The sequence below is a fragment of the Sulfitobacter dubius genome (assembly GCF_900113435.1).
GTDB lineage: Bacteria > Pseudomonadota > Alphaproteobacteria > Rhodobacterales > Rhodobacteraceae > Sulfitobacter > Sulfitobacter dubius.
Genome location: NZ_FOPG01000001.1, coordinates 1,575,100 through 1,598,076 on the forward strand (window position 1 = coordinate 1,575,100; position 22,977 = coordinate 1,598,076).

Sequence of the window (22,977 nt, forward strand, 5' to 3'; positions counted from 1 at the left end):
GTGGCTTACGCGATGATCCCCATGATGTCGCTTTCTTTCATCATCAGCATTTCTTCGCCGTCGACGGTGACCTCTGTGCCGGACCATTTGCCGAACAGGATTTTGTCGCCGGGTGCGACGGCCATTTCGATCAACTCGCCGTTGTCCTTGCGTGCGCCGGTGCCCACGGCAACGACTTCACCTTCGGAAGGCTTTTCTTTGGCGGAATCAGGGATGATCAACCCGCCGGCGGTTTTCTCTTCGCTTTCTGTACGCTTTACCAGCACACGGTCATGAAGCGGTTTCAATGCCATCTTTGCAGCTCCTTAAGGCTCAAAGTTACTCTTCCAAACCACCCCCTCCGGGCGAGGGGTGCAGCCGTTAGCACTCAACCCTTGTGAGTGATAACGAGGCATAGCTAAGCAGCGGCCCGCGTCCTGTCAACAACGGCGTTGAAAAATTTTGCGTCGATTGGAACCGTTAACCAGCGCCCAGAATGCGCCCTGCCGTTGCCACAGCTTCGGCGCCTGCTGGGGTCAGCCCGTAAATGCCTTTGTCGACCTTTTCAAACCACCCATAGTGGTCGTCGCGCATCATGCGGGTTGCCGCCGAGACCCCGGTGGCGCGGGCCACATCCGCGCCTTTGCTCGCGCCTGCCTCAAAGAGGAAAATCGCAAGTTTCAACGCGTCTTGACGGTAGGCGGTCACCAGCCCCGCACGGGTTTGGCCGCCATCGTTCGGATCCCCCTGCCGCCGCGCGAATTCGCGCAAGAGCATCGCCGCCCGTTTGGCATTCTTGCGCGGCGCATAGGGGCCGGGATCGCAATGCACCTCGACCAATCCGTCCGACAGCCGCACGGTAATCAGCCCCAACCCCAGTCGCCGCGCCAGCGTGACGTTGTCCTTCACCGCTTTGGCAAAGCGTTTGCCGGGTTGGCGAGCCACGGCAAGGTAGACGTCATCCGAGACCTTGAGCCTCGCCAGACACTGATGAAACAGCGCCAGCGAAAAGCCGAGCTTTAACTCCACAACTACCGGCGGCTCGGCCCCACGCACTGCTACCACATCCGCCGCGCCGACTTCGGCTTTGACCACATAGCCTTGATCCTCAAGGAAAGCCTTGATCGGCGGGTAAAGGTCGGTTTCGCGCGGGGAGCTCATGTCGGGCAACTTGCCCCATCGCGCGATGCTATGCAAAGGGGCCGTGCGGCCCTAGACTGACGCGATGACCCGCGACGAATTCAACACCTTCTGCGCCGCCCTGCCCCAGACAACCCATGTTGTGCAATGGGGCAACGCAGATGTTTGGAAGGTCGGCGGCAAGGTCTTTGCCATCTGCGGCTGGGCCGAGGAAGCGCCCGCTTTTACTTTCAAGGTGACTGAACTGGGGTTTGAGGTGCTCTCCGACAGCCCCGGCTTGCGGCCCGCCCCCTATCTGGCCTCACGCGGGTTGAAATGGATACAGCATTACGCCGAACCCGGCCCAAGCGAAGACAGCCTGCGTGATCACATACGTGCCTCCTATGACATGATCGCCGCCGCCCTTACAAAAAAGAAGCGCGCTGAAATGGGCCTCTAGACCCTCCACGCAATGCCGCAATGCGGCAGGCGTGCGTGACAAGCCTATTCAACCTGCTATAAGGCCCGCAAATCCACCGAATAGACAGGACCGCCCCGATGACAACTCTTGTTTTTGGCCATAAATCCCCCGACACCGACAGCACCGGCAGCCCGATCGTTTGGGCTTGGTATCTGAATGAAATCAAAGGCATTCCCGCTAAGCCGGTCCTGCTGGGCGAGCCGAACACAGAAGCGCTGTTCATGCTCGACAAATGGAACCTTGATAAGCCCGAAATCCTGACCACGCTTGAGGCCGACACCAAGGTTGTCATCGTCGACACCAACAACCCCACTGAACTGCCCGACAACATCAATGACGCCGATATCACCGGCATCATCGACCACCACCGTCTGGTGGCCGGGCTGGAAACACGCGGACCGATTGAGATTAACATCCAGCCGCTCGCCTGCACCGCGACCATCATGTTCAAGATGATCGGCAAACACTGGGCGCAGGCCCCGCGCGGCGTAAAGGCAGCGGCCCTGTCCTGCATCCTGTCAGACACGCTGGAATTCCGCAGCCCGACCACCACGCAAGAAGACCGCGCAATCGCTGAAGACATCGCGCGGGACTTGGGCGTTGATATCAGCGACTATGCAACGGAAATGTTCGCCGCGAAATCCGACGTGTCGTCCTTCAGCGAGGCAGAACTGCTGCGCATGGACAGCAAGGAATTCGACCTCGACGGCACCAACCTGCGTGTGAGCGTGCTGGAAACCACCTCCCCCGCGCCGCTGTTGGAGCGCAAAGACGCACTGATGGCTGAGATGCCGAAAGTGGCCGAAGCCGACGGTGCCGCGCAGGTGCTCTTGTTCATCGTCGACATCCTGAAAGAAGAGGCGACGCTGCTGGTGCCCAACGACATGGTCAAACATATCGCCGAGCAGAGCTTTGGCGCCGAGGTCTCCGGCGACACGGTCGTGCTGCCCGGCGTGATGAGCCGCAAAAAGCAGATCATCCCCAACCTTAAGATGTAAGCCAATCGGGCGGGCCAAGTGCCCGCCCTCGCTTTTTGAAAGGCCGCTCATGACCCGCATTATTTCCGCCCTGCCCGACGTATCCGATCAATATGACGCGCTTTTCGTCGATCTTTGGGGCTGCGTGCATGACGGGCGCAAAGCGCTGCCCGATGCGGTGGCGGCCTTGCAGGCCTATCGCAAGACCGGCGGCAAGGTCGTGTTGGTCACCAACTCCCCCCGTCCGCGTTCGGGCGTTGAGAAGCAGTTGCAGCAGTTTGGCGTGCCGGAAGACGCATGGGACAGCATCGCCACATCGGGCGATTCCGCGCGCTCTGCCATGTTCCGGGGTGCGGTGGGCGAAAAGGTCTGGTTCATCGGCCACCCCGGCGAGCGCAAGTTTTTCGAGCCGCTGGCGATCCTCGAAAACCCGGTTAATGTAGAGACCGTTCCGTTGGCCGAAGCAGACGGCATCGTCTGCACCGGTCCCGTCGATGCCATGGCCGACCCCGAGATCATGCGCCCTGAGTTCGAGCAGGCCATCGCACGCGGTCTGAAACTGCTCTGCGCCAACCCCGATATCGTCGTGGACCGGGGCGAGGTGCGCGAATGGTGCGCCGGGGCACTGGCCGCGCTCTATACGGAAATGGGGGGCGAAAGCCTCTATTTCGGCAAACCGCACGGCCCGATCTATGACCTCGCCCGGCGTCGTCTTGCAGCGCTTGAGGTCGATATCCCCGACAGTCGCATCCTTGCCATCGGAGACGGCATTCTGACGGACGTCAAAGGCGCGATGGACGAAGGTATCGATTCGCTTTTCATCACCGGGGGACTGGCCGCAGCAGAAACCGCGACCACCCAGCAACCGGACGAAGACAAGCTACGCGCCTATCTCGACCGCGAAGCCTCCTCCCCAACCTACACAATCGGATTTCTCCGCTAACTCAGAAATGACTTGATTTTCTGCAGTTGCGAAGTAATAAAGTTGCAATAAGACGCACTTTGGCGTCACTTTGTTACCAAGGAGCCGTCATGTTGGACAATATGCCACGCGGGACGATCTGCATCGAAGACATCGAAATCGGGATGACTCGCCATCTGCGTAAGGTCGTGACCGATACCGATATCGAAATGTTCGCGCAGGTCTCGACCGATCATAACCCGGTGCATCTGGATGACGACTATGCCCGCGACACGATCTTTGAAGGGCGCATCGCCCACGGGATGCTAACGGCGGGCCTAATCTCGGCGGTGATTGGCGAACAACTTCCCGGCCATGGCACGATCTATCTCGGGCAATCGCTCAAGTTCCTCGGCCCCGTGCGCCCCGGCGACATGGTGCTGGCCGAAGTCACCGTTACCGACATGGACATCGCCAAACGTCGCGTGAAAATGGACTGTCGCTGTTCGGTCGATGGCAAACCGGTGCTCGCCGGTGAGGCGACGGTGCTTGCCCCCTCGGCCAAGCTGGACTGAGCGGGCGGTTTTCGCCGCCTGAGCATCTTGCTCTTGCGCCGCCGCGCAGCTAGGCAAGGCGCATGCGGATCATCCGAGATTATCAATTCGTCGACCTTGCAGATCGCGGTGCCACCGCCGCGATTGGCAATTTCGATGGCGTTCACCTTGGCCACCGCTCGGTGATCGAACTGGCGCAGAGTGCCGCCCCCGATGCGCCCCTTGGCGTCGTCACCTTCGAGCCGCATCCGCGCGAGTATTTCGCGCCCGATGCCCCGCCCTTCCGCCTGATGGGCCGCGAATCCCGCGCGCATCGGCTGGAAAAGATCGGCGTTAAGCGGCTCTATGAGCTGGCATTCAACAGCACGCTGGCCAGCCTGAGCCCCGAGGCATTCGCCCGCGACGTGCTCCACGACGGGCTGGGGCTTGCGCATGTGGTTGTCGGCGCTGACTTCTGCTTTGGGAAGGGCCGCGCGGGCACGGCGGAAGATCTCGTCCGTTTCGGCGCGCAATATGGTTTCGGCGTCACCATCGCCCCGCTGATGGAGCGCGATGACCTCACCGTGTCCTCAACCGCGATCCGCGAAGCCTTGAGCCGTGGTGAGACCCGCGAAGCCGCCGCCATGCTCGGCCATTGGCACCGGATCGACGGCCCCGTGATCTCAGGCGAACAGCGCGGGCGTGAGTTGGGCTTCCCCACCGCCAACATGTCTATCGACGGCCTGCACCCGCCCGCCTTTGGTGTATATGCCGTGTTGGTGGATGTGCTCGCGGGGCCGCATAAGGGCAGCTATCACGGTGCGGCCAGCATTGGCGTGCGGCCCATGTTCGGTGAGAACAAAGCCAACCTAGAAACATATCTCTTTGACTTCAAAGGTGATCTCTACGGCGCGCCGCTGTCTGTCGGGCTGGTCGAGCACCTGCGCGGCGAAGAAAAGTTTGACAGTCTCGACGCGCTGATCACCCAGATGGGGGGCGACTGCGATCGCGCCCGAACCATTCTGGCGGCGCTATGAGCAATCCGATCCCCCGCAAGGGCCTTGCCCCACGTTTCTGGGAGAAGAAGCCGCTCAAAGAAATGTCGCAGACCGAATGGGAGGCGCTTTGCGACGGTTGCGGTAAATGCTGCCTGAACAAGCTAGAAGACGAGGACAGCGGCGAAGTGGCCCTGACCCGCGTCGCCTGCCGCCTGCTCGACGACAGTACCTGCCGCTGTGTGCACTACGAAAACCGGCATGAGTTCGTGCCCGACTGTATCGTACTGCGCCCCGACAACCTTGATACCCACGCCTATTGGATGCCCCAGACCTGCGCTTACCGCCTGCTCTGGGAGGGCAAGCCCCTGCCCGAATGGCACCCCCTGCTGACCGGCACCCCCGACAGCGTCCATGACGCCGGGGTCAGCGTGCAATTTGATACCGTGTCCGAATTTGATACCCCATTCGAGGAATGGGAAGACCATATTATCGAGGAGCCCACCTGATGTTTTTCGCCTCTGACAACGCTGGCCCCGTCCACCCCAAGGTGATGGAGCGCGTGATCGCCGCTAATACGGATTACGCGATGCCCTACGGCAAAGACCCGATCATGGATGAGGTCCGCGTGCAGATTCGCGAACAGTTTGAGGCACCTGAGGCCGAGGTTTACCTCGTCGCCACCGGCACCGCGGCCAATGCGCTGGCGCTGGCCTGCTACACCCAGCCGTGGCAGACGATCTTCTGCTCCAAGGTCGCGCATATCGAAGAGGATGAGTGTAACGCACCGGAATTCTACGCAGGGGCGGCCAAGCTGACACTGGTAGAGACCGACGACAAGATGACCCCCGACGTCCTGCGCCGGGCCATCGCCGCGCGGGTGGCGGGCGATGTGCACACGCCCCAACGCGGCCCGGTGTCGATCACGCAGGTCACGGAACGCGGCGGGGTGCATAGCCTTGAAGAATTACAGGCGCTGACAGCGGTGGCCAAGGAATACGACCTGCCCGTGCATATGGACGGCGCGCGTTTTGCCAATGCGCTGGTGGCACTGGGCTGCACCCCGGCTGAGATGACATGGAAGTCGGGCGTCGATGTGGTCAGCTTTGGCGGCACCAAGAACGGCTGCATGGGAGTCGAAGCCGTGGTGTTCTTCGACCCCAAAAAGGCTTGGGAGTTCGAGTTGCGACGCAAGCGCGGGGCGCATCTGTTCTCCAAACACCGCTTTCTCTCGGCGCAGATGGCGGGCTATCTCGCGGACGGGGCTTGGCTGGAAACGGCCAAGGCGGCAAATGCCAATGCGGCCTATATGGCCGAAGGTTTGCGCAAGGCCGGGGCAGAGTTTCTGCATGAGCCCGCGGCCAATATGATCTTCGCCCGCTTCCCCCGCGCCATTCACCGCAAGTTGCATGACGCAGGCGCGCGCTATTACCTTTGGGATGGCACGCTGGAGGGTGACGATGACGAGATGCTGGCCGCGCGGATGGTCTGCGACTGGTCGATCAGCCGCGACCAGATCGACCAGTTCCTAAGCCATTTCTAAGCAATCACGCCAACGGCACGTCGTTCAGGAAATCGCGTATCGCTTCGGCGACTTCGGCGGGGTGCGTGATCGGCACCATATGCCCTGCGCCGTCGACTGAAACCCGCCGCGCATCCGGCAGGCGGCGCATCAGCGACGCATTGATCGCATGCGCCGCTTTGGGCGACGCGCTTCCCTCTACCAGCAGCGCGGGCATTGAGGCGCGGTCGAACATGCCCGGCGCCAGCAAACCGGCGCTGTCCTCTCCAAGGAAGGGCGAAGAGGCGGGGATGAAACCGATCCGATCCACCATATAGGCGCGGGTCGGTTCGGGAATTTGGTCCCATTTCGTGCCATCGCCCCAGACCCGGTTGAACAGCCGCGCGGCGGTCTCCTTGTCGCCCTCGGCCAAGGCGGCCTCAAATGCCGCGTTCTGTTCATTGTATTCGGCCATCGCGTCAGGATCGTCCTGCTTGGCAGCGGCGAAATAGACAGGCTCAATCAGGGTAATGCTGCGCACCAATTCGGGGTGCTCGATCGCCAAACGCAGCGCCACGGTCGCGCCGAAAGAATGGCCTATCAGATCCATCGGCGCTTCGAGCAGGCTCAGTGCCATCTCAGTCGCCACGTCATGGATATCCCCCTGCCCGTCCCAATCGCCCGACCGTCCGTGCATGGGCAAATCGAAAGCCCGCAGGGTCAACTCGTCCGACAAGGCCGCCCCAACGCCCCGCCACGCACCGGAGTGCGCGAGCGAGCAATGGATCGCCAAGGCCGAGCGCGGGCCGTGACCGAAACGGCGCGCGTTGACCTCTGGGATCACAGCTTGCCCCCGAGGTGCAGATCAAGGTCTTCCAAACGGTCCTGCCCCCAGAATCGCTGATCCCCAACGATATAAAAAGGCGCCCCAAAGACGCCTTGCGCGACGGCTTCCTCAAGGTTGGCGGCATAGGTCTCGGCCCCTTGCAGCAAGCCGCTGTTCGCCAGATCGGGGTCAAAACCCGCCTCTTCCAGACAGGCACGGACCACATCGTCATGGCCAATGTCCTTTTCCTCGGCCCAGACAGCGCGGGTGATGGCATGGGTCAACTTGCCCAGATCACCACCCCCGGCATTCTGCGCGGCGATCACCGCATAGGCCGCAGGCGCGCCGTTGGTAGGCCAATGCGCGGGCTTGAGGTTGAAGGGCAGGCCCAGCTTGCGCGCCTGACGCGGCAGGTCTTGCGCGCGGTACTCATTGCGGCTTGGGTGACGCTCTGCCGGGGGCATGCCGCCCGTGCGCGGGAAGGCCGCGATAATGTCGAAAGGCTTGTACACGATCTCAGCACCGTGCTTTTCGGCGATCTCCTCAAGCCGATTCCCGGCAAGGTAGCAATAGGGTGACAGGGTCGCGAAAAAATAGTCGATCCGGGCCATTTGGCTCTCCTTCGGGGGCGGTGCAGCTTTGCCCGACCGTAAGCGCATGCTAAGCGGTGTCAACGTCACGAATCTGCAACCTACCGCTGCCCCGGAGCCCCTATGCCACGCACTTCAGAACCAAAACTGATCTCAGGCAATGCCAATATGCCGCTTGCCAAGGCCATCGCGCGGCGCATGTCGCTGCATCGCGGCGTTAACGTAGGGCTCGTCGATGCGCGAGTCGAACGGTTCAACGACGGCGAGATTTTCGTCGAAGTTTATGAGAACGTGCGCGGTGAGGATATGTTCATCATCCAGCCGACGTCGAACCCGGCGAACGACAACCTGATGGAGCTGATGATCATGGCCGACGCGCTGCGCCGGTCCTCGGCGGCGCGTGTGACGGCCGTTTTGCCCTACTTCGGCTATGCTCGTCAGGACCGCCGCACCAAGGCCCGGACGCCGATCACCGCCAAGATGGTCGCCAACATGCTGACCGGCAGCGGGATCGAACGTATCCTGACGATGGACCTGCACGCGGCGCAGATTCAGGGCTTCTTCGACATCCCGGTCGACAACCTCTATGCCTCGCCGATCTTCGCACTTGATATCAAGGACGCCTTTAAGGACCAGATGGACGATCTGATGGTCGTCAGCCCCGATGTGGGCGGCGTGGCCCGTGCGCGTGAACTGGCCAAGCGCATCAACTCCCCGCTCTCGATCGTCGACAAGCGCCGCGAAAAGGCGGGCGAAGTGGCCGAGATGACCGTGATCGGCGACGTGAAAGGCAAGACATGCCTGATCGTGGACGATATCTGCGACACGGCTGGCACGCTCTGCAAAGCCTCCGAAGTGCTGTTGGAGAACGGCGCCAAGGAAGTGCACTCCTACATTACACATGGTGTCATGTCCGGCCCGGCGGTTGAGCGTGTGGCCAATTCAGTCATGAAATCGCTTGTCATCACCGACAGCATCGCGCCGACGCCCGCGGTCAAGAAAGCACCGAACATCCGCATCGTGCCGACGGCACCGATGTTCGCCCAAGCGATCCTGAATATCTGGAACGGCACCTCGGTCTCGTCGCTGTTCGAGGCGGAAACGCTAGGCCCGATCTATGACGGGATGTATACGGCAAGCTAAGCCGCGAGCTGTGATCTAGGGCTGGCCCCAGCGGGGCCGCCCTCCCCCTGCTGGCCGCTTTCCCCGACCGAGCGACGCGTCTAGTCGACGACCCAGTCGTCATACTCCCCCACCGCGCCAATCGCTGTCCATGCCAAACGCGCCCGTGCAACGCGGGTGTCGCCCCATGTGCGAAACACCATGTCAAAGCCGCTCTCGGTCACCGCTTCGGCGCCGATATCGGCGCGGGTGACGGTGCTGGCGTCGATGTCCCAAAGCGACATGCTCACCTGAACATGCGGCGGCTCCCGGAAGGGTTCTGAAAAGCTGATCCGGCGGCGGCGCTCGCGCTGCCCCTCGCCCGTCCACATCGATCCGCCGTCTTCGAACTCGGAAAACAGCATGACATCGCCACTGTCCACGCCGATGGTATGGCTGCGAAGTCGTTTCATATCTCGGGCCTGCTTGCATTTAGGGTCACCGCGCAATGATGCCGCAGCAGGGGGAGGCATAAAAGCAAAAAGCCCCGCCGAGGCAGGGCTTTTCACTGATTTTCAAAGCATTACAGGCTGGGCTGTTTGCTCGACAATCCGATGTGATCGCCCACGGCAACCATATCGGCCAGAAGCTTGGCTGCATCATCCACGGGACCGGGCTCGTTTTCCCAGTTGTCCTTGGCGCGGGCGTAGACGGCATGCGCCTCTGCCACCATGCTGTCCATCTGCTCCTGCGTCATGTCGGCGCGTGCCACGGCACGTTCCGCCAGCACAGACACGCCGCCCTGACCGCCGATTTCGGCGAAACCGCCGGTCACGACATATTCGGACGTGCCCTCAGGCCCTTCCACGCGCAGAAGGCCCGGACGCAGGGTGGTGATGGTGGGTGCATGATCGGCCATGGCCGTCATGTCACCCTCAGTGCCCGGAATCTGCACGGCCGTCACCTGCATCGATGCCAGCCGCCGTTCCGGCGAAACGAGGTCGAATTGCATTGTGTCTGCCATTGTCAGCGCTCCTTAAGCGGCGTCTGCCGCCATTTTCTCGGCTTTCGCCTTCACGTCTTCGATGCCACCAACCATATAGAAGGCACCTTCGGGCAGGTGATCATATTCACCGGCAACCACGGCCTTGAAGGACGCGATGGTTTCTTCCAGCGGCACCTGAACACCGTCGGAGCCTGTGAACACTTTCGCCACGTCGAAGGGCTGGCTGAGGAAACGCTCGATCTTACGCGCACGTGCCACGGTCAGTTTGTCTTCTTCGCTCAGTTCGTCCATGCCGAGAATGGCGATGATGTCCTGAAGCGATTTGTAGCGCTGAAGCACCTGCTGCACGTCTGTCGCCACCTTGTAGTGCTCGTCGCCGATGATCAGCGGGTCAAGCAAACGCGAGGTGGAGCCGAGCGGGTCAACCGCCGGGTAGATGCCCTTTTCCGAGATCGAACGGTCAAGAACCGTTGTCGCGTCGAGGTGCGCAAAGGAGGTCGCAGGCGCCGGGTCGGTAAGGTCATCCGCAGGAACGTAAACGGCCTGAACGGAAGTAATCGAACCGGATTTGGTCGAAGCAATACGCTCCTGCATCACGCCCATGTCGGTCGCCAGTGTTGGTTGGTAGCCCACAGCCGAAGGAATACGGCCCAGCAGAGCGGACACTTCGGAACCTGCCTGCGTGAAGCGGAAGATGTTGTCGACGAAGAACAGAACATCGGAACCGGATTCGTCGCGGAACTGCTCGGCCAGTGTCAGACCGGTCAGGGCGATCCGCATACGCGCACCGGGAGGTTCGTTCATCTGGCCGTAGACCAGCGCAATTTTCGAGTCCACCAGGTTGTCAGGAACGATAACGCCGGATTCGATCATCTCGTGGTAAAGGTCGTTACCTTCACGGGTACGCTCACCCACGCCCGCGAACACGGACAGACCGGAGTGCACTTTGGCGATGTTGTTGATCAGTTCCATGATCAGAACCGTCTTACCAACGCCCGCACCGCCGAAGAGACCAATTTTACCACCCTTGGTGTAAGGCGCCAGAAGGTCGATAACCTTGATGCCTGTCACGAGGATTTGTGTCTCGGTCGACTGCTCAGCGAACTCAGGCGCTTCGCCGTGAATGGCGCGTGTCGCGTCAGAGTTTACCGGACCTTTTTCGTCAACCGCGTCGCCGGTGACGTTCATGATGCGGCCCAGGGTCGCGGTGCCGACGGGCACGCGGATCTGGTCGCCTGTGTCGCTTACCGCTTGGCCGCGAACGAGACCTTCGGTCGCGTCCATCGCGATGGCGCGAACCGTGTTTTCGCCAAGGTGCTGCGCCACTTCGAGAACCAGCGTTTTGCCCTGGTTCTGAGTGTGGAGCGCGTTGAGGATCTCCGGCAGGTCGCCTTCGAATTGAACGTCAACGACAGCGCCGATGACCTGTGTGATTTTACCGACAGCATTTGCCATGTCGTTTCTCCGATTTGCTTACAGCGCTTCCGCGCCGGAAATGATTTCGATCAGCTCGTTGGTGATGACAGCCTGACGCGAGCGGTTGTACTGGATGGTCAGTTTGTCGATCATCTCACCCGCGTTGCGTGTGGCGTTGTCCATCGCCGACATACGCGCACCCTGCTCGGACGCGCCATTCTCCAGCAGAGCCGAGAAGATCGCCGTGGCGACCCCGCGCGGCAGAAGGTCGGCCAAGACCGCCTCTTCGCTGGGTTCATAGTCGAACAATGTGGACGCACCGCTGTCTTCGCCGTCTTCGGCGTCGAATTTGGCGGGGATGATCTGCTGCGCCGTCGGCGTCTGCATGACCACATTCACGAACTTCGCATAGAAGATCGTTGCCACGTCAAATTCGCCCGCGTCAAAGCGGTTCAGCACGTCCTGCGCGATCTTCTGCGCATCACCATAGCCGATCTTTTTGACTTCGCTGAGGTCAACATGACCGACCAGATGGTCGCCCAAGTCACGCCGCAGCGCATCACGGCCTTTCTTGCCAACGGTGAGGATTTTCACCTCTTTGCCCTGGGCCAGCAAGTCACGCGCATGGGCTTTCGCCTTTTTTGCGATGTTGCTGTTGAAGCCGCCGCACAGCCCGCGTTCGGCGGTCATGACCACCAGCAGATGCACTTTGTCTTCACCCGTGCCGCTGAGCAGCTTGGGCGCGCTGTCGGAACCGCCAACGCTGGCCGCGAGCCCTGCCATCACGGCATTGAACCGCTCCGTATAGGGACGCGAAGCCTCGGCAGCCTCCTGCGCGCGGCGAAGCTTCGCCGCGGCAACCATTTGCATGGCCTTGGTGATCTTGCGGGTCGATTTGACCGACGCGATCCTGTTCTTCAGGTCCTTGAGATTTGGCATTGCCTTATCTCCCGTTTAAGCGAAGTCGGCGGCGAAACCGTCAATGGCGGCTTTGATCTTCTCTTCCAACTCGCCTTTGACCTTGCGGTCATTGTTGGTGATGTCCTTGAGAAGGTCGTCGTGCTTGCTGCGCAGATGCGCCAGCAGGCCTGCCTCGAAACGGCCAACCTCCGACACGTCCACCTTGTCGAGATAGCCGTGTGTACCGGCGTAGATCACGCAGACGATTTCCGAGTTGGTCAGCGGCGCGTACTGCGGCTGCTTCATCAGTTCGGTCAGACGCGCACCACGGTTCAGCAACTGCTGGGTCGCGGCGTCGAGGTCGGAGCCGAACTGAGCGAAGGCCGCCATCTCGCGGTACTGAGCCAGCGACAGTTTCACCGGGCCAGCCACGCTCGACATCGCCTTGGTCTGAGCCGAGGAGCCAACGCGCGAAACTGACAGACCGGTGTTCACGGCAGGACGGATACCTTGGTAGAACAATTCGGTCTCAAGGAAGATCTGACCGTCGGTGATCGAGATCACGTTGGTCGGAATAAACGCGGATACGTCGCCACCTTGGGTCTCGATGATCGGCAGAGCCGTCAGCGAGCCGTTGCCAGCCTCGTCACCCAGCTTCGCGGAACGCTCAAGCAGGCGGGAGTGGAGGTAGAAAACGTCGCCCGGGTAAGCTTCACGGCCCGGTGGGCGGCGCAGCAGCAGGGACATCTGACGGTAGGACACAGCCTGCTTGGAGAGGTCATCATAGATGATCAGGGCGTGACGGCCATTGTCGCGGAAGTGCTCTGCCATCGCGGTCGCGGCATAGGGCGCGAGGAACTGCATCGGCGCAGGCTCGGACGCGGTCGCGGCCACAACGATGGAGTAGTCGATCGCGCCGGTTTCTTCGAGCTTTTTCACAAGCTGAGCAACGGTCGAACGCTTCTGGCCGATGGCGACATACACGCAGTACATCTTCTTGCCTTCGTCGTCGCCAGCAGCAGCGTTCACCTGCGCTTGGTTCAGCATCGCGTCGAGGGCGACAGCTGTTTTACCGGTCTGACGGTCACCAATGATCAGCTCACGCTGGCCACGGCCGATTGGGATCATCGCGTCAACGGACTTGAGACCAGTTGCCATCGGCTCATGCACCGATTTACGCGGGATGATGCCTGGCGCTTTGACGTCGGCGATGCCGCGCTTGGTGGCGCCAATGGGGCCTTTGCCGTCAATGGGGTTGCCCAGACCGTCAACAACGCGGCCCAGCAGTTCGTCACCGATTGGCACGTCCACGATGGAGTTGGTGCGCTTGACGGTGTCGCCTTCTTTGATGTCACGGTCGGAACCGAAGATAACAACACCAACGTTGTCGGCTTCGAGGTTCAGGGCCATGCCCTGAATGCCGCCGGGGAATTCGACCATTTCACCGGCCTGAACGTTGTCCAAACCGTAGACGCGGGCGATACCGTCACCGACGGAGAGAACGCGACCCACTTCGGCCACTTCGGTTTCCTGACCGAAATCCTTGATCTGGTCTTTCAGGATCGCAGAAATCTCTGCTGCTTGGATACCCATTTATCCGACCTCTTTCATTACATTCTGGAGGGAATTGAGCTTGGAACGGATCGACGTATCGATCATTTTCGAGCCCACTTTGACGACAAGACCGCCGATGAGGCTTTCATCAACGGTCGCATGAAGTGATACTTTTTTGCCGGTGGAGGCATTGAGCGACTTGGTCAGCTTGTCCGACTGCGTCTTGGTCAGCGCCTTGGCCGTGGTGACGTCAGCGGTGATCTCGCCTTTGGCTTCGGCAATCGTTTCGCGCAGCGCTTTAACCAGCGCGGGCAGCACAAACAGACGACGCTTTTGCGCCATCAGCGCCAGCGTGCTCGCCATGGTCTTGGTCAGGCCCATTTTGTCGGCCAGCACTTTGATCGCCTGCGCCTGCTGTTCGCGCGTATAAAGCGGCGAAGTGATCAGGCGCTGAAAGTCATCGCTGTCGGTCAAGGCCGCTTCAAGCGCGGCAAGATCGCCCTCGATGGCATCGACCTGATTGGCCTCGCGGGCCAGATCATACACGGCTGTCGCATAACGTTCCGCGATGCCGGTGGAAATGGAAGCAGGTTCGGACACGTCCATCCTCTCGTTCAATAAGCGCCGGATATGCGAAGATGTCGCGTCACCAGCAGTTGGCGCGGCTTGAAGTTACCCAAGACGTCTAAATCAGGGGCGATGTAGCAGACAGGTTCACGCCCGGCAACACAGTATAGGCAGGTAATGTCCCGGCGTGCTGTAATATTGCAAGGGCTGCGGCCTGTCGCGGCTCTTTGCCGCAGAAAAATGCGGGCTTTATGGTCAAACCCGCGCAGCGTGGGCGAATCCTCGGGACCAAGCGGCACTTGCTTCAAGTCTGCAAGACTTAGACCGGCTTAGCCTGCGGCTCGCCGATCCCCTCTAGCACGCCAATGGCGCGTCGCGCGGGGCTGCGTTGCGGGCGACCGCGCGGCGGATAGACCAGTTTCGTTGCCTCCACCATGATTGCCCCTCCGCCCATCATGGTCGGCATCTGGCGACCGATCTTTTCAAACAAGGGCGCTGATTTCATCCAGATTCGCTGCTGTGAGGGGAATTGGAACAACGCCCCAAGGTGCCGCTCGGGAAGAAATTGATGCTTGCGCAGTTGCGTTTCTAACTGGCCCGGCGAATAGGGCCGCCCATAGCCGAATGGCGTGCGGTCCCGCCGCGCCCACATGCCCGCACGGCTTGGCACGATGAAAAGCGCCTTGCCCCCCGGCCCCAGTACGCGCCAGCATTCATCAAGTAGTTCACTGGGCCGCTCCGAGGTCTCAAGCCCATGCATCAACACCAGCTTATCCACCGCCCCCGTCTCTACCGGCCAAAGCGTCTCTTCGGTCAGGACCGAGGTATTGGGCATCCCCGCAGGCCAAGGCATCACGCCCTGCGGGCCGGGCATCAACACCATTACGCGCCGGGCATCGGCCAGATAGGGCCGCAGCAGGGGTGCCGCAAAGCCAAAGCCCACGACGGTTTGCCCCTTCGCCTCGGGCCACAACTCCAACAACCGTCCGCGTAAGGATTTCTGCGCCGCACGTCCCAACGCGCTGCGATAATAGAAATTGCGCAGATCCTGTACATCAAGATGCATTGCAGCCCGCCTTGGTGAGTGTCACTCTGACTTCAGCATAACAACACAGCGAGGTAAGACGCCATGGCCTTTGATCTGGTCACGATTCCCTGTCTGTCAGACAATTACGCTTTCCTGCTGCGCGATCATGACAGCGGCGCTGTGGCGCTGATCGATGTACCCGAAGCCGCCCCGATCATGGCAGAGCTTGATCGCCGTGGCTGGACGCTGAGCCAAGTCTGGCTGACCCACCATCACCCCGACCATGTCCAAGGGCTGGCCGAGGTGCTGACCCGCTTCCCCGCCGAGGTGATCGGGGCCAAGGCCGATGCTCACCGCCTGCCCCCGCTAGACCGCGACGTGGCAGAGGGCGACACCGTTGAACTTGGCGCGCTAAAGGCTGAGGTGCTGGATGTTTCAGGCCACACCATCGGCCATATCGCCTTTCATGTGCCCAAGGCCAAGGCGGCCTTCACCGCCGACAGCCTCATGGCGCTTGGCTGCGGTCGTCTCTTCGAAGGCACGCCCGCGCAGATGTGGGACAGTTTACAAAAGCTGGCCGCCCTGCCCGGCGACACGACGATCTGCTCCGGCCATGAATACACCGCCGCCAACGCAAAATTCGCGCTGACCGTTGATCCGCAGAACCCGGCGCTTATATCAAGGGCCAAGGACATCGACAGCACCCGCGCCAGGGGGCAGCCGACCGTCCCCTCGCCGCTTTCACTGGAACTAGAAACCAATCCCTTCCTGCGCCCTGCCGACCCGGCCATTCGCGCGACATTGGGGATGCCAGACGCCACCGACACGGAAGTGTTCACTGAAATCCGCAAGCGAAAAGACCAGTTCTGATTGCCTGCAATCATGGCCCAAAGTCCCCGGTCACGCGAAATGTGACCGATTCGGACCAGAATCTTCTTGAAGATGGGCGATGATCAACCAAACTCTAATACTATGAGGCCATGGTCGGACCGGGCTCTGAGACATCTCAGCACCTCACCGACCCCGATCGAAAAGGAGCACGCCCGTGCCTTCATTCTCGACTACACTTGAGCAGGCAATCCACGCGGCCCTCGCGCTGGCCAATGCCCGCCGCCATGAATTCGCAACGCTGGAACACCTGCTGTTGGCGCTGCTTGATGAACCTGACGCGGTTCAGGTGATGAAAGCCTGTTCGGTCGACGTCTCTGATCTGCGCGACACGCTGGTTGAGTTTGTCGATGATGACCTTAGCAATCTGGTCACCGACATCGATGGTTCTGAGGCCGTGCCGACTGCCGCATTCCAACGCGTGATCCAACGCGCCGCAATCCACGTGCAATCTTCGGGCCGGACCGAAGTGACCGGGGCCAATGTGCTGGTCGCGATATTTGCCGAACGGGAAAGCAACGCCGCCTACTTCCTGCAAGAGCAGGACATGACCCGGTATGACGCGGTGAACTTCATTGCCCATGGCGTCGCCAAAGATCCGGCTTACGGCGAAGCACGCCCCGTGAGCGGCGCACCAGAGCATGAAGAAGAGGCCCAAGGCGTCACCGACGGTGACAAGAAAGAATCCGCGCTGGCCAAATACTGCGTGGACCTCAACGCCAAATCGCGCGAAGGCGATATCGACCCGCTGATCGGCCGCGAGAGCGAAGTTGAGCGCTGCATTCAAGTGCTCTGCCGTCGGCGCAAGAACAACCCGCTTCTGGTGGGTGATCCGGGCGTTGGGAAAACCGCCATTGCCGAAGGTTTGGCACGTAAGATCGTTGCAGGTGAAACGCCAGAGGTTCTGGAAAACACCACGATCTACTCCCTCGATATGGGCGCGTTGCTGGCCGGCACCCGCTATCGCGGTGACTTTGAGGAGCGTCTCAAAGCGGTCGTGACTGAGCTGGAAGAGCATAAAGACGCGGTGCTGTTCATCGACGAGATCCACACCGTGATCGGTGCCGGGGCCACCTCGGGCGGCGCGATGGATGCCTCCAACCTACTGAAGCCTGCGCTTCAGGGTGGCAAACTGCGCACCATGGGCTCCACGACTTATAAGGAGTTCCGCCAGCACTTTGAGAAGGACCGCGCGCTGAGCCGCCGTTTCCAGAAGATCGACGTGAGCGAGCCTTCGGTTGAAGACGCCACCAAGATCCTTAAGGGTCTGAAGCCTTACTTTGAGGAGCATCACAGCGTCAAATACACGGCCGATGCGATCAAAACTTCGGTGGAATTGGCACATCGCTACATCAATGATCGCAAGCTGCCTGACAGTGCGATCGACGTGATCGACGAAGCTGGTGCCGCCCAGCATCTCGTGGCCGCCTCCAAGCGGCGCAAGACCATCGGCACCAAAGAGGTCGAAGCTGTCGTTGCCAAGATCGCCCGCATTCCGCCAAAGAACGTCAGCAAAGACGATGTGGTGGTGCTGAAGGATCTGGAAAGCTCGCTCAAGCGGGTGGTCTTTGGTCAGGACGACGCAATCGTCGCGCTGTCGTCGGCGATCAAACTCTCGCGGGCTGGCCTGCGCGAGCCGGACAAACCCATCGGCAACTACCTCTTCGCCGGGCCAACCGGTGTGGGTAAAACCGAGGTCGCCAAGCAACTGGCCGACACCCTTGGCGTGGAACTCCTGCGTTTCGACATGTCGGAGTATATGGAGAAACACGCGGTCAGCCGTCTGATCGGTGCCCCTCCGGGCTATGTCGGTTTTGACCAGGGTGGCATGCTGACCGATGGCGTCGACCAGCATCCGCACTGCGTGCTGCTGCTCGACGAGATGGAGAAGGCGCATCCGGATGTCTACAACATCCTGTTGCAGGTGATGGACCACGGCAAGCTGACAGATCATAATGGCCGCACGGTGGATTTCCGCAATGTGGTGCTGATCATGACCTCCAACGCCGGGGCTTCCGAGCAGGCGAAAGAGGCTGTGGGCTTCGGCCGCGAACGTCGCACCGGTGAAGATACCGCCGCGATCGAGCGGACCTTCACGCCGGAGTTCCGCAACCGTCTCGACGCTGTCATCAGCTTCGCGCCGCTGCCAAAGTCGGTGATCCTGCGGGTGGTCGAAAAGTTCGTGCTGCAACTCGAAGCGCAGCTGATGGATCGCAACGTGACCATCGAACTGTCGAAGAAGGCCGCCGAATGGCTCGCCGACAAGGGCTACGACGACAAGATGGGCGCACGCCCCTTGGGTCGCGTGATCCAAGAGCACATCAAGAAGCCGTTGGCCGAAGAACTGCTGTTCGGCAAGCTCGCCAAAGGCGGTGTGGTCAAGGTGGGTGCCAAGAAGGGCGAGTTGACACTCGAAGTTCTGGGCGTTGAAAGCAAGCGCCTGTCAGGTGATCGGCCTCCCTTGTTGACCGCAGAATGATCCTCAGGGCCGCTCTGGCCCTGACCCTCTCCTCCGCTGGCCCCGCGCTGGCGGAGGACTTGCAATTGGCCTTTCCGCTTGATTGCACCCTTGGGCAGGATTGCCACATCCAACAATATATGGACCGTGACCCCAGCAGTGCCGCGCAGGATTACCGCTGTTCAGGGCTGACCTATGACGGGCACAAAGGCACCGACTTTGCCCTGCCCGATCGTGCTGCGATGGCCGCAGGTGTAACGGTCCGCGCAGCGGCAGGCGGTGTGGTCAAAGGTCTGCGCGACGGTATGCAAGACAATGCGCCACTTAGCGAAGTGCGGGGGCGCGAGTGCGGCAATGGCGCGGTAATCGACAACGGTAACGGGTGGGAAACGCAGTATTGCCACCTAAAGCGCGGCTCCCTACGCGTTACCGACGGTCAGAAAATATCCGAAGGTGATGTCATTGGGCAGGTCGGTCAATCCGGCAAAGCCGCCTTCCCCCATCTGCATCTCTCACTACGGCACAACGGCCAACCTGTTGATCCTTTTGATCCCAAAGGCAGCGACTGCACGACCGTGCCCTCCGACACCCTTTGGCAAGACACCCCGCCCTACCGCGCCGGTGGGTTGATCGCGGTGGGATTCGCAGACCACGTGCCCAGCTATGCGGCCATCAAAGCAGGCGATGCCGGGCGCGACACCCTCTCCCCAGATGCACCTGCCATGGTGATCTATGGCTATAGCTACGGCACGCAAAAGGATGATGTTTTGCGGCTAAGCCTTTCAGGCCCAAACGGTGTGGTGATTGAAAAAGACGTGATAATGGACAAGCCCCAAGCGCAGTCCTTTCGCGCCATCGGTAAACGCATGTCCCGGCAGTGGTCACCGGGTCGCTATACTGGCACAGTGGTCCTGCTCCGTTCGGGCCGTGTCATTGACGAAAAACATGGGTCCGTAACCGTTCAGTAATCCCCCGGCAGTATCACTTCTCGGTAAACTTCAACTCGATCCGCCGGTTTTGCGCCCGCGCGGCTTCGGTGTCGCCTTCGGCCACGGGCTGATACTGGCCAAAGCCGTTGGCAGCCAGACGATCCGGCGCGATGCCAAGAAAGTTGACCATATATTTGACCACCGACAGCGCGCGGGCTTGGCTCAGCTCCCAGTTGTCGGCAAACTCCCCAAAGCCGGAAAGCGGCACATTGTCGGTATGACCGTCGACCCGGATCACCCAGTCAATCTCGGCAGGGATGTCGCCGACAACACTGCGCAAGATACCCGCTACTTTGGCGATCTCGGCTTGGCCGTCTTGGCTCAACACTGCACTGCCCGGTGCAAAAAGAACCTCGGAGGAGAAGACAAAGCGGTCGCCCTCAATCCGCACGCCTTCTTGATTGCCCAAAAGGTTGCGCAGACGGCCAAAGAATTCCGACCGATACTGCGCCAGATCCTTGCTTTCCTCTTCCAAACGCTTGCGCTCTGCTGCTTCCAATTCGGCGCGGCGGCGCTCTTCGGCTGCGACCCGCGCCAGTGCGGTGTTCAACTCTGAGCCCAGCGATTGCAGTTCCACCGATTTCGCCGCATCCCGCGCCACGGCATCATCCAAAAGCGCCTGTAGATTGCCCAGTTGCGCGCGCAATTCCGCGACCTGCTGGTTCAGCAATTCGGTCTGACGCTGCGCCTCGGCGCTCACGGCTTTTTCCTCGGCCAGAGTCTGTTCGGCCTGCGCCAACAGTGCCGCGCGGCGTTCGGCGGCGGTGGTTTTGTCTTCTGCCAGTGTCTCGGCAGCGAGCTTAGCTGCCAGCGCCTGCGCCAGTCTTTCGCGCAAATCAGCTTGATCGCCACTCAGCGCATTGCCTTCTTCTTCAAGAACTTGCACGCGGCCTAATGCCTCGGAAAGTCGTGCGTTCAAGTCCTGTTCGGTGACCTCCGCCTGCGCCAATCGCGCCCGCAGGTCTTCTTCGGTGCCCATGGCCGCATCAACCTGCGCCTCGAGCGCCGCGCGCTCGGCTTCGAACTCTGTGCCGCTCTGCTCAAGGGTCTCCAGCCGTAACAGGGCAGCGGCCAGTTCTGTATCAAGATCACTGCGCGCCGCACGGGCAGCGGCTAGCAAGGTCAGGGTATCTTCCGCTTCTTTCCGCTGCGCCTCAAGCTCGAGGGTCATGGCGGTCAGTTCCGCATCTGCGTTCTCCAACCGCTCACGCAGCGCCTGCGCCGCCGCAGCCTCTGCCAGCCGGGCGGCTTCCTCGGCGCTCAGGGCTTCTTCCGCCTCGGCCACCTGCGTATTCAACGTGGCAACTTCGGCCTCTGCCTCAGCATTCTGCGCACGCAGGTCGGCGACCAACGCATCCAACGCTTCGCGTTTCGCCGCAGCCAGACGGGCTGTTTCGGCCTGCGCGTCAATTTCATCACGGGCGGTACTGAGCGCGAGGTTCAGCGCCTCTTGCTCATCCAGCAACTCAGCTTCGCGGACTTCCAAAGTACCGATACGAGCCTGATCCGTCGCCTGCGAAGCCAACAGCGCCGCAACGCGGGCCTCGAACCCGGTGATCTGCGCCTCTGCGGCCCTAAGGGCCGCGTCCTGTTCTTCACGCTGTGTCGTTAGCCCGGCAATCACGGCCTCTTGCCGCGACACTTCATCCTGTGCGTCATTCAGCGAGGCGTTGAGCGCGCCGAGTCGCGCCTCCAACCGCGCGGTGGTGCGCTCCTCCACTCCAAGTGCTTGGGCAAGGGCCGCGACCTCTCCGGCCAATTCGTTCAATTCGCTTTCTTGGCCACTGATGCGTTCAGTTAGGACGAATTGCACGACCATAAAGATCGTCAGCACGAACATCAGAACCAGCAAAAGTCCGGTCATCGCGTCGACGAAACCCGGCCAGATAGAGCCCTGAAACCGCGTGCCTGACCGCCGGGAAAGTGCCATTACTGGTCCCCGCCACCGGGAGTTTCACCGGCACGCAAGCGGCGCGCCTCCGGTACACGTTGGCCCGAAAGCGCCTTGGCCAGCAGTGAAATATCCTTGCGAAGCTCGGCCATGGTTTCCTGCCGCCCGGCAGAGATTTCTTCCAAGATACGCAGCATCTGGACGTCGATAGAGCGCAGCCGCATCCGACTTTCCGCGTCGATCCCCTCGCCCGCAATCTGCCCCTCAAGAACTGAGACGAGACGCTCTTGCCCTTCGGCCACCCGCGTCAGCGCCGGGCCTGTGGGATCTTCACGTTCCATCCGCGTGGTCATCCGGTCCACTGCATCGGCAAGCTTGCCCAGCTTGTCATCCACCATGGTGCGACTGATATCGGATTGGGTGAACATCTGCTGCATCTCGCCCATCTGTTCGACCATCTGATCCATCACGCTGGCCATGATGTTCTGGTCGCTCACATCGTCGCCCGAGGTCAGCCCGACCCGCGTGATGGAACTCAGCCAATCTTCCAGCTCTTGATAGAACCGGTTCTGACCATGGCCCGCGAAAAGCTCCAACAGCCCGACGACGAGAGAACCCGCAAGCCCCAGAAGCGACGAGCCGAAGGCCACGCCCATGCCGCCCAACTGCGCCTCAAGCCCGGTCATCAGGCGGCCAAAGACATCAACCCCTGCCTCCCCCTCACCGGGGGCGAGCGAACGGATCGTGTCGACCACCGCAGGCACCGTCGTGGCAAGCCCGTAGAAGGTGCCGAGAAGACCGAGGAAAATCAGCATGTTGACGATGTAGCGCGTGATCTCGCGCACCTCGTCAATACGCGAGGCAACGGAATCGAGGATCGAACGGGTTGAGGCCGTGCTGACCTGCATCCGCGCGCCACGCTGGCGCAAAAGCGATGCCAAGGGGGCCAGAAGTTGCGGCGGCTGCGCATCGGGTTCGGAGTTGTCAGCGGCGAAATCCTCGATCCAGCGGACCGAGCCGATAAGCTGCGTCACCTGATAGAAACAGGCCAGCACACCGACGACGAAAACAAAGATGATGACCCCATTAAGCCATGGGTTCGCGGCGAAGATCGGCAGCACGCTGGGCAGGGCCAAAAACGCGCCCACGCCGGTCAATGCCAATACGATCAGCATCAGAGAAATCTGACGCACCGGTTGTGAAAACTGCGGTTTTGCTTTGCGGTCTGGCTGTGCCATGCGGCCTTTCCTGACCCTCTATTCTGCTCTCGGCGCAGCT

General features: G+C 60.9%; 24 protein-coding genes. 11 read left to right on the plus strand and 13 right to left on the minus strand.

What is annotated here, in order from left to right:
- Nucleotides 1–5 precede the first annotated feature (5 nt).
- Complete coding sequence (gene groES / locus BM229_RS07675) at nt 6–293, minus strand: co-chaperone GroES (protein WP_067267338.1); 288 nt, start codon at nt 291–293, stop codon at nt 6–8.
- 166 nt (nt 294–459) lie between these two features.
- Nucleotides 460–1,140: a DUF2161 domain-containing phosphodiesterase gene (locus BM229_RS07680; protein ID WP_093926997.1), complete on the minus strand. Its 681-nt coding sequence runs from the start codon at nt 1,138–1,140 to the stop codon at nt 460–462.
- Between the two features lie 64 nt (nt 1,141–1,204).
- On the opposite strand from BM229_RS07680, the gene BM229_RS07685 reads away from it, so the two are divergent.
- From BM229_RS07685 to BM229_RS07715, 7 genes are all read left to right on the plus strand, one after another.
- Entirely contained in the window at nt 1,205–1,558 is a 354-nt protein-coding gene (locus BM229_RS07685; RefSeq protein ID WP_093926998.1) for an MmcQ/YjbR family DNA-binding protein, read from the plus strand.
- 98 nt (nt 1,559–1,656) lie between these two features.
- Nucleotides 1,657–2,577 carry a manganese-dependent inorganic pyrophosphatase gene (locus BM229_RS07690; protein WP_093926999.1) on the plus strand — a complete coding sequence of 307 codons (921 nt, stop codon included), beginning with the start codon at nt 1,657–1,659 and terminating at the stop codon, nt 2,575–2,577.
- 49 nt (nt 2,578–2,626) lie between these two features.
- Complete coding sequence (locus tag BM229_RS07695) at nt 2,627–3,499, plus strand: TIGR01459 family HAD-type hydrolase (protein ID WP_093927000.1); 873 nt, start codon at nt 2,627–2,629, stop codon at nt 3,497–3,499.
- Between the two features lie 89 nt (nt 3,500–3,588).
- Nucleotides 3,589–4,032: a MaoC family dehydratase gene (locus tag BM229_RS07700; protein WP_067940580.1), complete on the plus strand. Its 444-nt coding sequence runs from the start codon at nt 3,589–3,591 to the stop codon at nt 4,030–4,032.
- A gap of 62 nt (nt 4,033–4,094) precedes the next feature.
- On the plus strand, nt 4,095–5,027 hold the full coding sequence (locus BM229_RS07705; RefSeq protein WP_093927001.1) for a bifunctional riboflavin kinase/FAD synthetase: 933 nt from the start codon (nt 4,095–4,097) through the stop codon (nt 5,025–5,027).
- Nucleotides 5,024–5,494 carry a YcgN family cysteine cluster protein gene (locus tag BM229_RS07710; RefSeq protein ID WP_093927002.1) on the plus strand — a complete coding sequence of 157 codons (471 nt, stop codon included), beginning with the start codon at nt 5,024–5,026 and terminating at the stop codon, nt 5,492–5,494. The genes BM229_RS07705 and BM229_RS07710 overlap by 4 nt, the downstream gene beginning before the upstream one ends.
- Nucleotides 5,494–6,528 (plus strand): threonine aldolase family protein, encoded by a 1,035-nt coding sequence (locus BM229_RS07715; RefSeq protein ID WP_093927003.1) that lies wholly within the window; start codon nt 5,494–5,496, stop codon nt 6,526–6,528. Before BM229_RS07710 ends, BM229_RS07715 begins: the two co-directional genes overlap by 1 nt.
- 4 nt (nt 6,529–6,532) lie before the next feature.
- Here the strand turns inward: BM229_RS07715 and BM229_RS07720 are convergent, their stop codons facing one another.
- Together BM229_RS07720 and BM229_RS07725 are read right to left on the minus strand one after the other, a co-directional pair.
- The gene (locus BM229_RS07720) at nt 6,533–7,330 is read right to left on the minus strand and encodes an alpha/beta fold hydrolase (RefSeq protein ID WP_093927004.1); all 798 of its coding nucleotides are present in this window, start codon (nt 7,328–7,330) and stop codon (nt 6,533–6,535) included.
- Nucleotides 7,327–7,923: a 2-hydroxychromene-2-carboxylate isomerase gene (locus BM229_RS07725; RefSeq protein ID WP_093927005.1), complete on the minus strand. Its 597-nt coding sequence runs from the start codon at nt 7,921–7,923 to the stop codon at nt 7,327–7,329. The genes BM229_RS07720 and BM229_RS07725 overlap by 4 nt, the downstream gene beginning before the upstream one ends.
- A gap of 102 nt (nt 7,924–8,025) precedes the next feature.
- Between BM229_RS07725 and BM229_RS07730 the strand changes: the two genes are divergently transcribed.
- Nucleotides 8,026–9,045, plus strand: a complete 1,020-nt coding sequence (locus BM229_RS07730; protein WP_093927006.1) for a ribose-phosphate pyrophosphokinase — start codon at nt 8,026–8,028, stop codon at nt 9,043–9,045.
- Between the two features lie 80 nt (nt 9,046–9,125).
- Here BM229_RS07730 and BM229_RS07735 read toward each other — a convergent pair whose 3' ends face one another.
- From BM229_RS07735 to BM229_RS07765, 7 genes are all read right to left on the minus strand, one after another.
- On the minus strand, nt 9,126–9,476 hold the full coding sequence (locus tag BM229_RS07735) for an H-type lectin domain-containing protein (protein WP_093927007.1): 351 nt from the start codon (nt 9,474–9,476) through the stop codon (nt 9,126–9,128).
- Between the two features lie 110 nt (nt 9,477–9,586).
- Nucleotides 9,587–10,027, minus strand: a complete 441-nt coding sequence (locus tag BM229_RS07740) for a F0F1 ATP synthase subunit epsilon (protein ID WP_093927008.1) — start codon at nt 10,025–10,027, stop codon at nt 9,587–9,589.
- Nucleotides 10,028–10,039: 12 nt separating this feature from the next.
- On the minus strand, nt 10,040–11,464 hold the full coding sequence (gene atpD, locus BM229_RS07745; protein WP_093927009.1) for a F0F1 ATP synthase subunit beta: 1,425 nt from the start codon (nt 11,462–11,464) through the stop codon (nt 10,040–10,042).
- A gap of 18 nt (nt 11,465–11,482) precedes the next feature.
- Nucleotides 11,483–12,364 carry a F0F1 ATP synthase subunit gamma gene (locus BM229_RS07750; protein ID WP_093927010.1) on the minus strand — a complete coding sequence of 294 codons (882 nt, stop codon included), beginning with the start codon at nt 12,362–12,364 and terminating at the stop codon, nt 11,483–11,485.
- A gap of 15 nt (nt 12,365–12,379) precedes the next feature.
- Nucleotides 12,380–13,918: a F0F1 ATP synthase subunit alpha gene (gene atpA / locus BM229_RS07755; RefSeq protein ID WP_067629561.1), complete on the minus strand. Its 1,539-nt coding sequence runs from the start codon at nt 13,916–13,918 to the stop codon at nt 12,380–12,382.
- A complete protein-coding gene (locus tag BM229_RS07760; RefSeq protein WP_167360224.1) occupies nt 13,919–14,479 on the minus strand; it encodes a F0F1 ATP synthase subunit delta in 561 nt (186 codons plus the stop codon).
- A 286-nt stretch (nt 14,480–14,765) separates the two neighbouring features.
- Entirely contained in the window at nt 14,766–15,512 is a 747-nt protein-coding gene (locus BM229_RS07765) for a class I SAM-dependent methyltransferase (protein ID WP_093927012.1), read from the minus strand.
- Nucleotides 15,513–15,575: 63 nt separating this feature from the next.
- Between BM229_RS07765 and gloB the strand changes: the two genes are divergently transcribed.
- From gloB to BM229_RS07780, 3 genes are all read left to right on the plus strand, one after another.
- Nucleotides 15,576–16,343 (plus strand): hydroxyacylglutathione hydrolase, encoded by a 768-nt coding sequence (gene gloB / locus BM229_RS07770; RefSeq protein ID WP_093927013.1) that lies wholly within the window; start codon nt 15,576–15,578, stop codon nt 16,341–16,343.
- Between the two features lie 175 nt (nt 16,344–16,518).
- Entirely contained in the window at nt 16,519–18,840 is a 2,322-nt protein-coding gene (clpA, locus tag BM229_RS07775) for an ATP-dependent Clp protease ATP-binding subunit ClpA (protein ID WP_093927014.1), read from the plus strand.
- Entirely contained in the window at nt 18,837–19,787 is a 951-nt protein-coding gene (locus tag BM229_RS07780) for a peptidoglycan DD-metalloendopeptidase family protein (protein ID WP_093927015.1), read from the plus strand. Before clpA ends, BM229_RS07780 begins: the two co-directional genes overlap by 4 nt.
- A 13-nt stretch (nt 19,788–19,800) precedes the next feature.
- On the opposite strand, the gene BM229_RS07785 is transcribed toward BM229_RS07780, so the two are convergent.
- Nucleotides 19,801–21,738 (minus strand): peptidoglycan -binding protein, encoded by a 1,938-nt coding sequence (locus BM229_RS07785; RefSeq protein WP_093927016.1) that lies wholly within the window; start codon nt 21,736–21,738, stop codon nt 19,801–19,803.
- A complete protein-coding gene (locus BM229_RS07790) occupies nt 21,738–22,937 on the minus strand; it encodes a biopolymer transporter ExbB (protein ID WP_093927017.1) in 1,200 nt (399 codons plus the stop codon). The genes BM229_RS07785 and BM229_RS07790 overlap by 1 nt, the downstream gene beginning before the upstream one ends.
- Between the last annotated feature and the right edge of the window lie 40 nt (nt 22,938–22,977).

Bases quoted from the DNA above. Each gene is read 5' to 3' on its own strand.
- atpD (WP_093927009.1), bottom strand. From the start codon at position 11,464: ATGGCAAATGCTGTCGGTAAAATCACACAGGTCATCGGCGCTGTCGTT.
- BM229_RS07730 (WP_093927006.1), top strand. From the start codon at position 8,026: ATGCCACGCACTTCAGAACCAAAACTGATCTCAGGCAATGCCAATATG.
- BM229_RS07790 (WP_093927017.1), bottom strand. From the start codon at position 22,937: ATGGCACAGCCAGACCGCAAAGCAAAACCGCAGTTTTCACAACCGGTG.
- BM229_RS07705 (WP_093927001.1), top strand. From the start codon at position 4,095: ATGCGGATCATCCGAGATTATCAATTCGTCGACCTTGCAGATCGCGGT.
- BM229_RS07765 (WP_093927012.1), bottom strand. From the start codon at position 15,512: ATGCATCTTGATGTACAGGATCTGCGCAATTTCTATTATCGCAGCGCG.
- BM229_RS07785 (WP_093927016.1), bottom strand. From the start codon at position 21,738: ATGGCACTTTCCCGGCGGTCAGGCACGCGGTTTCAGGGCTCTATCTGG.
- gloB (WP_093927013.1), top strand. From the start codon at position 15,576: ATGGCCTTTGATCTGGTCACGATTCCCTGTCTGTCAGACAATTACGCT.
- BM229_RS07695 (WP_093927000.1), top strand. From the start codon at position 2,627: ATGACCCGCATTATTTCCGCCCTGCCCGACGTATCCGATCAATATGAC.
- groES (WP_067267338.1), bottom strand. From the start codon at position 293: ATGGCATTGAAACCGCTTCATGACCGTGTGCTGGTAAAGCGTACAGAA.
- atpA (WP_067629561.1), bottom strand. From the start codon at position 13,918: ATGGGTATCCAAGCAGCAGAGATTTCTGCGATCCTGAAAGACCAGATC.
- BM229_RS07735 (WP_093927007.1), bottom strand. From the start codon at position 9,476: ATGAAACGACTTCGCAGCCATACCATCGGCGTGGACAGTGGCGATGTC.
- BM229_RS07690 (WP_093926999.1), top strand. From the start codon at position 1,657: ATGACAACTCTTGTTTTTGGCCATAAATCCCCCGACACCGACAGCACC.
- BM229_RS07715 (WP_093927003.1), top strand. From the start codon at position 5,494: ATGTTTTTCGCCTCTGACAACGCTGGCCCCGTCCACCCCAAGGTGATG.
- BM229_RS07725 (WP_093927005.1), bottom strand. From the start codon at position 7,923: ATGGCCCGGATCGACTATTTTTTCGCGACCCTGTCACCCTATTGCTAC.
- BM229_RS07740 (WP_093927008.1), bottom strand. From the start codon at position 10,027: ATGGCAGACACAATGCAATTCGACCTCGTTTCGCCGGAACGGCGGCTG.
- BM229_RS07750 (WP_093927010.1), bottom strand. From the start codon at position 12,364: ATGCCAAATCTCAAGGACCTGAAGAACAGGATCGCGTCGGTCAAATCG.
- BM229_RS07780 (WP_093927015.1), top strand. From the start codon at position 18,837: ATGATCCTCAGGGCCGCTCTGGCCCTGACCCTCTCCTCCGCTGGCCCC.
- BM229_RS07700 (WP_067940580.1), top strand. From the start codon at position 3,589: ATGTTGGACAATATGCCACGCGGGACGATCTGCATCGAAGACATCGAA.
- BM229_RS07685 (WP_093926998.1), top strand. From the start codon at position 1,205: ATGACCCGCGACGAATTCAACACCTTCTGCGCCGCCCTGCCCCAGACA.
- BM229_RS07680 (WP_093926997.1), bottom strand. From the start codon at position 1,140: ATGAGCTCCCCGCGCGAAACCGACCTTTACCCGCCGATCAAGGCTTTC.
- BM229_RS07710 (WP_093927002.1), top strand. From the start codon at position 5,024: ATGAGCAATCCGATCCCCCGCAAGGGCCTTGCCCCACGTTTCTGGGAG.